This is a genomic window from Rhodococcus sp. P4_B6 (genome assembly GCF_056402215.1).
In genome coordinates this window covers 14,834-27,908 of sequence record NZ_JBFUHV010000030.1, presented here as the reverse complement: position 1 = coordinate 27,908, position 13,075 = coordinate 14,834, and the positions used below count along the sequence as shown (strand labels likewise).

Sequence of the window (13,075 nt, the reverse complement as noted above, 5' to 3'; positions counted from 1 at the left end):
CGGTCAGCCGCCGAGGGTGATCCTGGCGACGAGGCCCCGGTGATCCGAGCCCGTCAGCACCACCGATTCCACGGACTGCGCCTGCGCCCCGCTCGTGACGATGTGATCGATCGCGATCATCGGCGGAAACGGCTGCCGGTCGGCGGGATACGTGTTCTGAATTCCGGCACCGACCTGGTCGGCGGCATCACGGTAGCGTCCGGTCACCAGGTTGCGGTACTTCACGTGGTCGCGGGTGGAGTTGAAGTCGCCACTGACGATCACGGGTCCCGAGTCGGCGGGGACGGCGTCGAGAATGGCTTTGATGCGGTCCATTTCGCGTGACCACAGCGACGGATCCGACGGCCACGGCGGGACCGGGTGGAACGCGTACAGTGCCGTGCTCGCGCCGTCCGGGAGTTCCACCCTGGCCGACAGCGCGGACAGCACGAACTCCGAGTGGTGGACCTTGTCGGTCAGTGGGTACCGGCTCCAGATCCCGGTTCCCTCACCGCCGCCGCCGGGCATGAGGAACGAGTACGGCAGGGTCGATTCGAGGCCCGCGGCCCCCAGCCGGTCGACGGCCTCCGGCGTGAGTTCGTCGACGGTGAGCACGTCGACGTCGCGGTCCCGGATCTGCCGGACGAGGGAGTCGGCGTCCGCGTTGCCGAGCCAGATGTTGGCCTGCATCACGGTCAGCTCCGGCCCGGACGCCGGCGCCGAATTCGCCACGTACAGCGGGCCCTGCGACAGGGTGGCCACCGCGGCCACGGTCAGCGCGACCCCGAACCCGATCCAGTGCCGGGTGATTCCCAGCAGCAGAACCCCGACCGCGGCGGCCGCCATCAGGTAGGGCGCCGCGGACGCCAGCACGAGCAGACGCTGATTCTGGACGTCGAGGAATCGCAGCACCACACCGAACACGCCGACGAGCACCGCGAGCCACCCGAGGGCGATCAGTGCTCGCACCCCCCAGGTGGCGATCACTCCCCGAAGACTCTCTCCACCACGGCCTTGGCCCGCCGGGTCACCCGCAGGTAGTTGTCGAGGAACTCGCCGGCGTCGCCGCCGCCCCAGCCGGCGATCTGCGCGACCGCGGACAGGACGCGTCCCGACCCGGGCAGCTGATCGGTGGCCTTGCCGCGGACGAGGACGAGGCAGTTGCGTGCCTTCGTCGCCGTGATCCACGCGTCGCGCAGCAGTTCGACGTCAGACTCGCTGAGCAACTCGGCGGCACCGATCGCGTCGAGTGTCTCGAGGGTCGACGTGTTGTGCAGCGACTCGATCTCGTGGGCGTGCCGCAGCTGGATCAGCTGCACGGTCCACTCGATGTCGGCGAGCCCGCCGCGCCCGAGCTTGGTGTGGGTCGCGGGGTCGGCGCCGCGCGGCAGCCGCTCGGAGTCGACGCGCGCCTTGATGCGCCGGATCTCGCGGACCGCCTGCTCCGACACCCCGCCCTCGGGGTAGCGGGTCTTGTCGATCATGTGCAGGAAGCGCAGACCCAGGTCGGCGTCGCCGGCCACGTGATGGGCGCGCAGCAGCGCCTGGATCTCCCACGCCTGTGCCCACTGCGCGTAGTAGGCCTCGTAGGACGCCAGCGTGCGCACCATCGGGCCGCTGCGCCCCTCCGGCCGCAGGCCCGTGTCCACCTCGAGCGGCGGATCGGTGCTCGGCGCGCCGAGCAGGGTCCGCACCTTGTCGCCGATGCTGTTGGCCCACTTGACGGCGACGGTCTCGTCGATCCCCTCGCGCGGCTCGCACACGAACAGGACGTCCGCGTCCGAACCGTAGCCGAGTTCACCGCCGCCGAGCCGGCCCATACCGATCACGGTGAACGTCGCGGGAGCGGGCGTGCCGAGCTCCTTCTCGCTCGCCTTGATGACGGCGGCGAGGGCGGCGTTGAGCACGGCCGCCCACACGGACGACAACGCCTGGCACACGCCCGGCACGTCGAGCATGCCGAGGATGTCCGCGGAGGCGATGCGGGCCAGTTCGTAGCGGCGCAGGGAGCGCGCCGCCGCGATCGCGCGGGCCGGATCGTCGTGTCGTGCCGACGCCGTCAGGATGCCGCGGGCGACGTCCTCCGGCTTCGACTCCAGCAGCCGTGGGCCGGCCGGTGAATCGGCGAACAGCCGCACCACGTCCGGTGCTTTGATCAGCAGGTCGGGAACGTAGGCCGAGGATCCCAGCACCGTCATCAGCCGCTCGGCGACCGAGGCCTCGTCGCGCAGCAACCGGAGGAACCAGGTCTGATCGGTCATCGCGTCCGACAGCCGCCGGTACGCGAGCAGGCCCGCATCGGGATCCGGTGTGTCGGCGAGCGATTCGAGCAGAGTCGGCAGCAGCAGCGCCTGGATGCGGCCCTTGCGGGACGCACCGCTGGTGAGTGCGGTGAGGTGGCCGAGCGCGTTCTCCGGGGCCGTGTAACCCAGCGCCGCCAGCTGGCGGATGGCCGCGTCCGGGCTCAGCCGCAGCGCTTCCTTGTCGATGCGCGCCACCGATTCGAGCAGCGGCCGGTAGAACAGTTTGGCGTGCAGGCGCCGCACCCGGTGCGCGTTGCGTTTGATCTCCGCGTTGAGGACGCCGAGCGCGTCCTTGCTGCCGTCGGGTCGCATGTGCGCGGCCCGGGCCAGCCAGCGCAGCGCTTCCTCGTCCTCGGCGGGCGGCAGGGTGTGCGTGCGGCGCAGCTTCTGCAACTGCAGCCGGTGCTCGAGCAACCGCAGGAACTCGTAGGACGCCGCCAGGTTCGCGGCGTCGTCGCGGCCCACATAGCCGCGGGCGGCGAGTGCGGTGAGCGCGTCGATGGTGCTCTGGACGTGCAACGCCTCGTCGGCGCGCCCGTGTACGAGCTGCAGAAGCTGGACCGCGAACTCGACGTCGCGCAGGCTGCCGCGACCCAGTTTCAGTTCCCGCTCGCGCAGTTCCGGGGGAACCATCTCCTCCACCCGGCGGCGCATCGCCTGCACCTCGGGAACGAAGTCCTCGCGCTCCGACGCGGTCCACACCATCGGGTTGAGGGCGTCGAAATACTGCTGCCCGAGCGCGACGTCACCGATCATCGGGCGGGCCTTGAGCAGGGCCTGGAACTCCCAGGTCTTGGCCCAGCGCTTGTAGTACGCGACGTGGGATTCGAGGGTGCGGACGAGTTCCCCGCGCTTGCCCTCCGGCCGCAGCGCCGCGTCCACGTCGAAGAACGCCGAGGACCCGATGCGCATCATCTCGCCCGCGATGCGGCTGGCGATCGAGTCGGCGGGTTCGGCGACGAAGACCACGTCGACGTCGCTGACGTAATTGAGTTCGCGGGCACCGCACTTGCCCATGGCGATGACGGCCAGCCGCACGGGGCACGGGGCGTCCGGGCACACGGCTGCGACGGCCACCGCGAGGGCGGCGTCGAGCGCCGCATCGGCCAGATCGGACAGCTGATGCCCGACGGTCTGGTACGGCAGTACCGGTTCGTTCTCGACGGTCGCCGCGAGGTCGACGGCGGCGAGCAGCATCAGTTCGTCGCGGTACGTCTTGCGCAGTGCCGCGATGGCATCGGGTCCGGTGACCTTCGCCCGGTACAGGCGGGCGTCCGGGTGGGCGCCCTCCTCGGGTTCGGCGCCGACCGCGGCCATCATCGTGGCGGTCGCCTCGTCCTTCGACGGCAGGCGGACGTCGCCGGCGAGGATCTTCCAGGACGCGGGATCCGCGACCAAGTGGTCACCGAACGCGCTGGACGCACCGAACAACCCGAACAATCGGCCGCGCAGGCCCTTGTCGGTACGCAGTGCCGTATCGAGTTCGGCCCAGCTCTCACCGAGCCCGTCCCTCAGGCGCACCAGGGTGCGGAGGGCGAGGTCGGCGTTCGCGGCCCGCGACAGCGACCACAGCAGTTCGATGCTGTCCTCACCGACCCAGCCCAGCTCGCGGAGTTCGGACGGAGCGGTCGGCTCGACGAGACCCAGACGACCCGGACCGGGAACGGCAGAACGCGCTGCCGGAGGCTTCACCATGCTCTTGCTCACAACCCCAGATACGTCTTGAGTTCGAACGGCGTCACGTGGCTCCGGTACTCCTCCCACTCACGCCGCTTGTTGCGCAGGAAGAAGTCGAACACGTGCTCGCCGAGGGCTTCGGCCACCAGCTCCGACTTCTCCATCTCGCGCAGTGCGCCGTCGAGGTTGCCGGGCAGCTCCCGGTAGCCCATGGCGCGGCGCTCGGCCGACGTCAGCGCCCACACGTCGTCCTCGGCCTCGGGGGGCAGTTCGTAGCCCTTCTCGATTCCGCGCAGACCCGCGGCGAGGAGTACCGCGAACGTCAGGTACGGGTTGCAGGCCGAATCTGGGCTGCGGATCTCGACACGACGCGACGACGCCTTGTTCGGCGTGTACATCGGGACGCGGACCAGCGCCGACCGGTTGGACGGACCCCAGGACGCCGCGGTCGGGGCCTCGCCGCCGTGGATCAGGCGCTTGTAGGAGTTCACCCACTGGTTGGTGACGGCGCTGATCTCGTTGGCGTGCTCGAGGATGCCGGCGATGAACGCCTTACCGGTCTCCGACAGCTGCATCGGGTCGTCCGGGTTGTGGAAGGCGTTGGTGTCGCCCTCGAACAGGCTCATGTGGGTGTGCATCGCCGAGCCGGCCTGATCGCTGAACGGCTTGGGCATGAAGGTGGCGCGCACGCCCTCGGCGATCGCGACCTCCTTGACGACGTACCGGAACGTCATCACGTTGTCGGCCATCGACAGGGCGTCCGCGTACCGCAGGTCGATCTCCTGCTGGCCGGGAGCCGCCTCGTGGTGGCTGAACTCGACGGAGATGCCCATCGACTCGAGCGCGTCGATGGCGTGGCGGCGGAAGTTGGGCGCGGAGTCGTGCACGGCCTGGTCGAAGTAGCCGCCGGAGTCGGCGGGCTTCGGCGGGGTGCCGTCGATCGGCCCGTTCTCGAGGAGGAAGAACTCGATCTCGGGGTGCACGTAGCAGCTGAAGCCCAGATCGCTGGCCTTGTTCAGCTGGCGGCGCAGCACGTGCCGCGAATCCGCCCAGGACGGCGAACCGTCCGGCATGGCGATGTCGCAGAACATGCGGGCGGAATGCTGATGCCCCTTGCTCGAACTCCACGGCAGCACCTGGAAGGTGGAGGCGTCCGGCTTCGCGACCGTGTCCGCCTCGGACACCCGGGAGAAGCCCTCGATCGCGGATCCGTCGAAGCCGATGCCTTCCTCGAAGGCACCTTCCAGTTCCGCGGGGGCGATCGCCACCGATTTCAGGTATCCGAGAACGTCCGTGAACCACAATCGGACGAACCGAATGTCGCGCTCTTCGAGGGTGCGAAGCACGAATTCCTTTTGGCGATCCATGTCCGCGAGAGTAAGCAAAGTTCGTTAAATCTGTGTTACTTCGTTGATTCGGCTGTTCCGGATTCCGCATCGGGCCAGCGTGCGGGCACCTCGGGCGATCCCGTCACAGGCACCGGTCAGCACATCAGTTCGGCGGGCGGCGCTGCGAGGTCGACGAGATAGTCCGTGACGGCGTCGTCGACGCACGCCTCGCCGTCGAGGACGACGGTGTGCTGGGTGCCCCGGTACGAGACGAGCGAGCCGTTCATCTGCTTCGCCAGATCCACACCCGCCTGGTACGGCGTCGCCGGATCCTCGGTCGTCGACACGACGACGACCGGCGGGATCCCCGGCGCGGACACGGTGTGCGGCGCGCCCGTGTTCGGCGCAGGCCAGAACGCGCACACGTCCAGTGGAGCGTTGCCGGTGCCGCGACCGTCGTCGAGGAACGGCGCCGCCTGGCGGTACCGCACGTCCGCCTCCCCGACAACCGCGCGGTCGGTGACGGGCGGATCGTCCATGCAGCGGATGGAATTGAATGCGTCGTTGAGGTTGGAATACGTGCCGTCGTCGGCGCGCCCCTCGTACAGGTCCGCCAGCATCAGCAGCGAATCACCCGTCCCCGACTGCAGGCTCTCCAGCCCGCCGCGGAGCGGGCCCCAGAGGTTCGGCGAATACAGCGCCTGCTGGACGCCGGTGATCGCGTCGGTGTAGCTGAGTCCGCGCGGGTCGGTGGTCGCGGCGGGCTTGCCGATCAGCGGGTCGACGAGCGCCCGGAACCTCGCATTCGCCTGCGCCGGGTCGGTGCCGAGCGGACAGTCCTTCTGCTGCATGCACTCCGCGGCGAACGCGTCGAACGCGGACTGGAATCCGGCGGCCTGCAGGATCACCTCCTGCGTCGGGTCCTGCTCCGGGTCGAGGGCGCCGTCGAGGACCATCGCGCGCACGTTGCCGGGGAACGTCTCCGCGTACGTGGAGCCGAGCCGGGTTCCGTACGAATAGCCGAGGTAGTTCAGCTTCTCGTCGCCGAGCACCGCCCGGATGACGTCCATGTCGCGCACCACGTCGTTCGTGCCGACATGGGCGAGGACGTCGACACCGGTCCGCTGCGCGCACTTGTCCGCGTAGTCGCGGTTCTCGGCCTCGGTTCGTGCGATTCCGGCGGGGCTCATGTCGACGTCGTCGTCCTTGCGCCTCGCGTCCACTTCCGCCGGGGTCATGCAGGTCACCTGCGGTGTGGACGCGCCGACGCCGCGCGGATCGAAACCGATGACGTCGAACCGCTCGGCGATGGCGGTGCCGTCGGCCACGGATGCCAGCCCGATACCCGACGCCCCGGGGCCGCCCGGGTTCACGAGCAGCGATCCGATCTTGTCGCCGGTCGCCTTCGAGCGGGAGACGGCGATCTGCGCGGTGGCCCCGCCTGGATTCGCGTAGTCGTTGGGCACCGTCACCTCGGCGCACTCGAGCGTGTCCCCGAGCGGGGACCCGTCCGTGCTGAACCCGTCGCACGAGCCCCACTGCACCTGCTGCGTGTAGAACTCCTCGAGCCCGGCGGGGATCGGTCCGGCCGGAGCGGCCTCGGCCGCCGACGGTTCGGCGACGGCCTCACCGGTGCCCTGTCCGCCCCCCGCGCAGCCTGCGACGACAAGGACGACGGCGATGCACCCCGCGAACGCGGCCGGTACCCGAGCACTCTTCGACATAGGACGATCGTGCCAGGGGTTCCGCGGCGAAGGGCCTTCCCGCAGGTCAGAGACCGGACCGCAGGTGTGACCCATTGCACCCGCGCGACCCCTTCGCTCCCCCGCYGGCCGGTGGCAGACTGTAGGCGTCATCACCCGCACCCGGGGACCCGTCAAGGGCCTCGAGGCCAGAAAGGGACAACGATGTCCGATAGCAAGTCGTCCGCGAGCACGTCAGAAGATCGGCTCTACGGATCAGCACCATCGCACGACGTTCCCAAGCGCAAGACCCGGATCCACCACCTGCAGGCCATGAAGGCCGAGGGCGAACGCTGGTCGATGCTCACCGCCTACGACTACTCCAGCGCCCGCATCTTCGAAGAGGCCGGAATCCCGGTCCTCCTCGTCGGCGACTCGGCCGCCAACGTCGTCTACGGATACGAGACCACCGTCCCGGTCACGATCGACGAACTCCTGCCCCTCGTTCGCGGCGTCGTCCGCGGAGCGCCGCACGCCCTCGTGGTCGCGGACCTGCCGTTCGGCAGCTACGAAAGCTCGCCGGAGCAGGCCCTCGCGTCCGCGACCCGGTTCATGAAGGAGGGGCTGGCCCACGCGGTCAAGCTCGAGGGCGGCGAGCGCGTCGCTCCGCAGATCGCCGCGATCACCGCCGCGGGCATCCCCGTCATGGCCCACGTCGGGTTCACCCCGCAGAGCGTCAACTCGCTCGGCGGATTCCGCGTGCAGGGCCGCGGCGACGCCTCCGAGCAGTTGGTCGCCGACGCGATCGCCGTGCAGGAGGCCGGCGCGTTCTCCGTCGTCATGGAGATGGTGCCCGCCGAGATCGCAGGCCAGGTCACCCGCAAGCTCACCATCCCCACCGTGGGCATCGGAGCGGGCGCCGAATGCGACGCCCAGGTCCTCGTGTGGCAGGACATGGCCGGCTACACCAGTGGCAAGACGGCGAAGTTCGTCAAGCGCTTCGGTAACGTCGGTGACGAGTTGCGCAACGCGGCCGTCGCCTACGCGGCCGAAGTGCGCACCGGAACGTTTCCGGCGGAAGAGCACAGCTTCTAGGTCGTCCTCGACTCACCGGGCCGGCACACACTCGAGGGGGATGTTCATGGGACAGCGACGCGTGCACGGCTTCGGACGTCGTCACCGCCTGGCCGCAGCCGCGGCCGGGACGGTGGCGGCCGCGGCGCTGGTCACAGGGTGCGCCGGACAGGGCCCCGCCCCCGCACCCGGCACCACCGCGCCCCCGCCGCCGGCCACCACCGCGGTTCCCGGCACCGCCCTGGTGCCGGGTGGCGTCACCGAGGCGCAGGCCGCCCAGCTGTGCACCGACCTCGAGGGTCAGTTGCAGAGCTGGCGCACCTACACCCCGACGATCGGGAAGACCGGATTGAACGGCCTGGTCGGCACGTGGATCGCGAAGAACAACCTCAATGCGCTCGACTTCCTGCAGGACCGGGCCCGGATCGACGTCATCACGACGGCGGCCTGCCCCGACATCCGGCAGCAGGCGATCACCGCGCTGGAGATCCCCGATCTGGCGTCCGGCCTGATCGGGTTCTGAGGCCGACGTGAGCCAGTTGCGCACCCTGTACCCGCCGCTCGAGCCGTATCAGTTCGGGCACCTCGACGTCGGCGACGGCCAGCAGATGTACTGGGAGCAGAGCGGAAACCCCGACGGGAAGCCGGTCGTGTTCCTCCACGGCGGGCCCGGCGGCGGCACCGACCCCGCGCAACGCCAGTTCTTCGACCCGCGGGTGTACCGGATCGTGCTGCTCGACCAGCGCGGGTGCGGGCGTTCCACACCCCACGTCGCCGACGGGGCCGATCTGTCGGTCAACACCACCGGCCGCCTCCTCGGCGACATCGAACTGCTGCGTGAGCATCTCGGCATCGACCGGTGGCAGGTCTTCGGCGGGTCGTGGGGCTCCACGCTGGCACTCGCCTATGCCCAGCAGCACCCCCACCGGGTCACCGAACTGGTGCTGCGCGGCATCTTCCTGCTCCGCCGCAGCGAGATCGACTGGTACTACAACGGCGGTGCCGGACACCTGTTCCCCGAACTGTGGGACGAGTTCCTGGCGCCGGTGCCGGAGCCGGAGCGGGGCGGGGATCTCGTCGAGGCCTATCACCGGCTCCTGCACTCCGACGACGCCGACGTCGCGACGAGGGCCGCGGTCGCGTGGTCCACGTGGGAGGGCGCGACGAGTTCGCTGCTCCCCAAACCGGAACGGGTGGTGGAGACGTCCCAGCCGAGGTTCGCGCTGGCCTTCGCCCGCATCGAGAACCACTACTTCCACCATCGCGGATTCCTGGACGAGGGCCAGCTGCTGCGGGACGCCGCCGCGCTGGATGGCATTCCGGGCGTGATCGTGCAGGGCCGCTACGACGTGGTCTGCCCGGCGGCCAGCGCGTGGGCGCTGCACCGGGCGTGGCCGGGTTCCCGGCTCGAGATCGTCGACGACGCTGGGCACTCCGCGATGGAACCAGGCATCGTCCACCACCTGGTCGAGGCGACGGACCGGTTCCGCACCTGACCCGCTATGCGGGATAACCGAATTCGACGGTCCGCTTCGCGACGTCGGCGGAGACGAGTCTGATCTTCACCTGCTCGCCCTCGGCGGGGTCGCCGACACATTTGGCCATCACGGACACCGACGGGACGAACACGTCCGCGGTGCGTTTGCCGTTCCGTGACCGCAGCACGGTCGCGTCGAACGTCTCCCCCACCCGGTCGGCGAGCACGGTCGCCTCGGTGAGGTCGATGCAGGCCCGGTCGATCTTGCTCGCGAGGGAATCCGAGCCGCCCATGATCTCGGGCATCGATCCAAGGGCGTCCCGCGCCCAGGACGGCACCGGCGTTCCGGCGGACACGGCCAGGCACACCTCCGTGGAGTACCGGTCCGAGAGCCGGCGCAGCGGCGCGGTCACGTGCGCGTAGGGGGCGCCGATGGCGGCGTGCGCCGTCAGTTCCGGCAGGGTGCCGTCGAACGCCGCGTAGTCGGCGCCCCGCAGCAGTGACGGCGCCTCGGTCATCAGCACCAGCGTCGACGCCGAATTCGGGTCCAACCGCGCCAGGAGTTCACCGACACCGACGCTCTCGGGCCAGTCGACCCCGAGTGCCGCCGCTGTGCGCCGCAGCGCCCCGACCGCGTCCGGCCCGGCAGGCGGCAGAGTGCGGAGCAATCCGATCTTCGCGTCGAGCATCATGGCGGCCGCACACATTCCGGTCAGCAGTGAGACCTCGGCGTTCCAGTCGTCGGCCTCGGTGCGGGGCGCGAGGTCGACGCGCCAGCTGTCGCCGTCCGGCACCACCTCCTGCTCGGGGAGCCGGAGTTCGATGGCTCCGCGCGCCACCGCCGCCGCCGTGCGGAGCCGGCCGAACTCGGGCAGCGACGCAATGGACGGATGCAGTCGCCCCGCCTCCGCATCGGCCTGCACACCGGAGTATTCGAGTCGGGCCACGGACCGCACAGTGGCACGGGACACGGTGCACGACAGCGGCTCGGCCGACTCGTCGAGTTCGATCCGCCACACCACCGCCGGGCGGTCCTCACCCGGCAGAAGGCTCGCCGATCCCTCCGAGAGTTCCTGGGGATGCAGCGGCACCTTGCCGTCGGGGAGGTAGAACGTCTGCCCGCGTTTGCGGGTCTCCAMGTCGAGCACCCCACCGGGCTCCACGACGGCGCCGACGTCCGCGATCGCGTAGTGCAGGACGAACCCGTCGGCTGTCCGCTCGAGGTGCAACGCCTGATCGAGATCCATCGAATCGGGCGGATCGATGGTGACGAACGCCAGATCGGTGCGGTCCTGCCGTCCGGACGCGAACCGGTCGGACGCCGTCCGCGCCTGCGCGACCGCGGCGGGCGGATACCCGTCCGGCAGGTGGAATTCGGTGCGCACGGTGCCGAAATCGATTCCGCGCGCAACGAAACGACTCATCGGCACCTCGCGCACACCCTTTCCGTAACGCTAGTTGTTCCACTCCTCGTCGGCCCGGTCCGCCGCCTTGTTCCGCTCCGCAGCGATCTGCAGCGCCTTCTCCGCCGACGCGCGGTCGGGATACGGGCCCATCCGCGTCATCGACGACGCCGCCTTCCCCTGCGTGACGGTGCCGTCCTCGACGTTGTAGTACCAGAGGTGATCTTCGTCAGTCATGTCCTCAGTGTGGCACCGGTGGGACGTGTGGGGTTGTGGATCACGCTCAGACTGTTACCCTCGGAGTCCTGTCCGGTGATACGGTCTCCGGCGCCGGTCAGTGCGGTGCCGATGGCTCGTTCTTCCCGTGCGCAGTGCCCGAACAGAGAATGGAGCGAGCATGTCGACGATCATTTTTGATCAGCTACTTCCCTACCTCGGTGCCGAAGGCGCCACCTACTGGGCCCAACTGCTGATGGTCGATCCCGTCTGACGGTTGTCGATCAGTCGATACCCCGAAACCCTCGCCGGACGCATCCGGCGGGGGTTTCCCTGCATCAGGGCACGCACGCCCGCAACACATTCGTGACGCTTCGCCCTGCCCACCGGACCTCACGTCTCTAGGCTGACGTGATGGGAGTGAATCCGGAGATCGAGGGTCGTGTCTACCCACCGACCGAGCCCTACCTCGTGGGCCGCGAGAAGATCAGGGAATTCGCCCGCGCCGTCTTCGCCACCAACCCGACGTYGTTCGACGTCGACAGTGCCCGCGCCGCCGGTCACGCCGATCTCGTTGCCCCGCCCACGTTTCCCGTCATCGTGCAGGAACGCGCACTCGCGCAACTGGTCGCCGATCCGACGTCGGGGATCGAGCCGGTCAATATGGTGCACAGCACCGAGCACGCCACGTCCCACCGCCCCGTCGTCGCGGGCGACGAACTCTCCGCCGTGCTCACCGTGACGCACGTGACCTCGCGCGGCCCGCACACCCTGCTCGTCGCCGACATCGAGATCCGTGACGCCACAGGCGATCACGTGAGCACGATGACGTCGACACTGTTCGTCAGGGGGGAGGAATGACCTCCCCGCGACGAATCCTGCTCGGCGACACCGTCGCCAAGGCCCGGTATCACGTGACCCGGGAATCCCTGGTCCGCTACGCCGGAGCCTCCGGTGACTTCAACTCCATTCACTACCGGGACGACATCGCGGACGCAGTGGGCCTGCCCGGTGTGCTGGCCCACGGCATGCTCACACTGGGACTGGCGACGCAGTGCGTCGTCGACTGGCTCGGCGATCCGGCACTGGTCACCGGGTACCGCGCGCGCTTCACCAAGCCGGTGATCGTCGGCCCGGACCGGGGCGCGGTGGTCGAGGTCGTCGCGAAGGCCGCGGAGGTCGACGAATCCGCGGGCACCGCGAGGATCGACCTGACAGTCACGTTCGACGGGCACACCGTGCTCGGCAAGTCGCAGGTGTGGATTTCACTGCGCTGACCACACCCCACATACTGGGCCGATGATCGGTGTGGTGGTGACAGCGTTCGCGGTCCTCGGGCTTCTGACCGTGATTCCCGGTCCGGACATGGCGGTGGTGACCCGCGCCGGACTGTCCGGCGGGCGCAGCGCCGCGCTGCGGGCCACGTTCGGCGTGGTCGCCGGATTGATGGTGTGGGGCGCGCTGACCGTCGTCGGGCTCGGTGCCGTGCTCGCCGCCTCCGCGGAGGCGTACACCGTCGTGAAGATCGTCGGCGGGATGTACCTGGTGTATCTGGGGGTCTCCACCCTCTGGCGCAGCCGGACGCGCCCCCACGCCGCCCCGTCCGCGCCGGCGCCGGCGCCGGCGCCGTCTTCGGGGTCGAGTTGGCGCGCCGGATTCCTGACCAACCTCCTGAACCCCAAGATCGCGGTGTTCTACACCGGCCTGCTCCCCCAGCTCGTCCCGCCCGGCTGGCCGACCGCCCCGAGCCTGGCCCTGCTGGTGCTGGTGCACGGGCTGCTCGGGATCGTCTGGCTCGGCGCGTACAGCATCCTGCTGACCCGCGCACGCACCACGCTGGAGAAGCCGTCGGTGCGAAAGGTCCTCGACCGGATCACCGGAAGCGTTCTCTTCGGATTCGGCGCCATCGTCGTGGCCGAGGCGCGGTAGCGCCGAT

The 13,075-nt window shown here is 69.6% G+C and carries 12 protein-coding genes; 6 read left to right on the top strand and 6 right to left on the bottom strand.

Features of this window, described 5'->3' with window-relative positions:
- Window positions 1-3 precede the first annotated feature (3 nt).
- From AC1DWT_RS17010 to AC1DWT_RS16995, 4 genes are all read right to left on the bottom strand, one after another.
- Window positions 4-966 (bottom strand): endonuclease/exonuclease/phosphatase family protein, encoded by a 963-nt coding sequence (locus tag AC1DWT_RS17010; protein WP_206012683.1) that lies wholly within the window; start codon window positions 964-966, stop codon window positions 4-6.
- Window positions 963-3,977: a bifunctional [glutamine synthetase] adenylyltransferase/[glutamine synthetase]-adenylyl-L-tyrosine phosphorylase gene (locus AC1DWT_RS17005; protein WP_072945566.1), complete on the bottom strand. Its 3,015-nt coding sequence runs from the start codon at window positions 3,975-3,977 to the stop codon at window positions 963-965. The genes AC1DWT_RS17010 and AC1DWT_RS17005 overlap by 4 nt, the downstream gene beginning before the upstream one ends.
- Before the next feature lie 8 nt (window positions 3,978-3,985).
- The gene (gene glnA, locus AC1DWT_RS17000; protein ID WP_005247775.1) at window positions 3,986-5,326 is read right to left on the bottom strand and encodes a type I glutamate--ammonia ligase; all 1,341 of its coding nucleotides are present in this window, start codon (window positions 5,324-5,326) and stop codon (window positions 3,986-3,988) included.
- A 116-nt stretch (window positions 5,327-5,442) separates the two neighbouring features.
- Window positions 5,443-7,011 (bottom strand): alpha/beta hydrolase, encoded by a 1,569-nt coding sequence (locus AC1DWT_RS16995; RefSeq protein ID WP_072945507.1) that lies wholly within the window; start codon window positions 7,009-7,011, stop codon window positions 5,443-5,445.
- 183 nt (window positions 7,012-7,194) lie between these two features.
- On the opposite strand from AC1DWT_RS16995, the gene panB reads away from it, so the two are divergent.
- The 3 genes from panB to pip are packed head-to-tail and all read left to right on the top strand — an operon-like array spanning window position 7,195 to window position 9,539.
- Entirely contained in the window at window positions 7,195-8,064 is an 870-nt protein-coding gene (gene panB / locus AC1DWT_RS16990) for a 3-methyl-2-oxobutanoate hydroxymethyltransferase (RefSeq protein WP_072945509.1), read from the top strand.
- 40 nt (window positions 8,065-8,104) lie between these two features.
- Window positions 8,105-8,566, top strand: a complete 462-nt coding sequence (locus AC1DWT_RS16985) for a hypothetical protein (RefSeq protein WP_072945510.1) — start codon at window positions 8,105-8,107, stop codon at window positions 8,564-8,566.
- A 7-nt stretch (window positions 8,567-8,573) separates the two neighbouring features.
- Window positions 8,574-9,539, top strand: coding sequence for a prolyl aminopeptidase (gene pip / locus AC1DWT_RS16980; RefSeq protein WP_095865222.1), 966 nt, complete (start codon window positions 8,574-8,576; stop codon window positions 9,537-9,539).
- A gap of 4 nt (window positions 9,540-9,543) precedes the next feature.
- Here pip and AC1DWT_RS16975 read toward each other — a convergent pair whose 3' ends face one another.
- Complete coding sequence (locus AC1DWT_RS16975) at window positions 9,544-10,944, bottom strand: RNB domain-containing ribonuclease (RefSeq protein ID WP_477921490.1); 1,401 nt, start codon at window positions 10,942-10,944, stop codon at window positions 9,544-9,546.
- Window positions 10,945-10,974: 30 nt separating this feature from the next.
- The gene (locus AC1DWT_RS16970; protein ID WP_072945514.1) at window positions 10,975-11,160 is read right to left on the bottom strand and encodes a hypothetical protein; all 186 of its coding nucleotides are present in this window, start codon (window positions 11,158-11,160) and stop codon (window positions 10,975-10,977) included.
- A 393-nt stretch (window positions 11,161-11,553) separates the two neighbouring features.
- Between AC1DWT_RS16970 and AC1DWT_RS16965 the strand changes: the two genes are divergently transcribed.
- The 3 genes from AC1DWT_RS16965 to AC1DWT_RS16955 are packed head-to-tail and all read left to right on the top strand — an operon-like array spanning window position 11,554 to window position 13,068.
- Window positions 11,554-12,000 carry an FAS1-like dehydratase domain-containing protein gene (locus AC1DWT_RS16965; protein ID WP_477921489.1) on the top strand — a complete coding sequence of 149 codons (447 nt, stop codon included), beginning with the start codon at window positions 11,554-11,556 and terminating at the stop codon, window positions 11,998-12,000.
- Entirely contained in the window at window positions 11,997-12,416 is a 420-nt protein-coding gene (locus AC1DWT_RS16960) for a MaoC/PaaZ C-terminal domain-containing protein (RefSeq protein ID WP_072945518.1), read from the top strand. Before AC1DWT_RS16965 ends, AC1DWT_RS16960 begins: the two co-directional genes overlap by 4 nt.
- A 22-nt stretch (window positions 12,417-12,438) precedes the next feature.
- The gene (locus AC1DWT_RS16955) at window positions 12,439-13,068 is read left to right on the top strand and encodes a LysE family translocator (RefSeq protein WP_206012684.1); all 630 of its coding nucleotides are present in this window, start codon (window positions 12,439-12,441) and stop codon (window positions 13,066-13,068) included.
- Window positions 13,069-13,075: the final 7 nt, after the last annotated feature.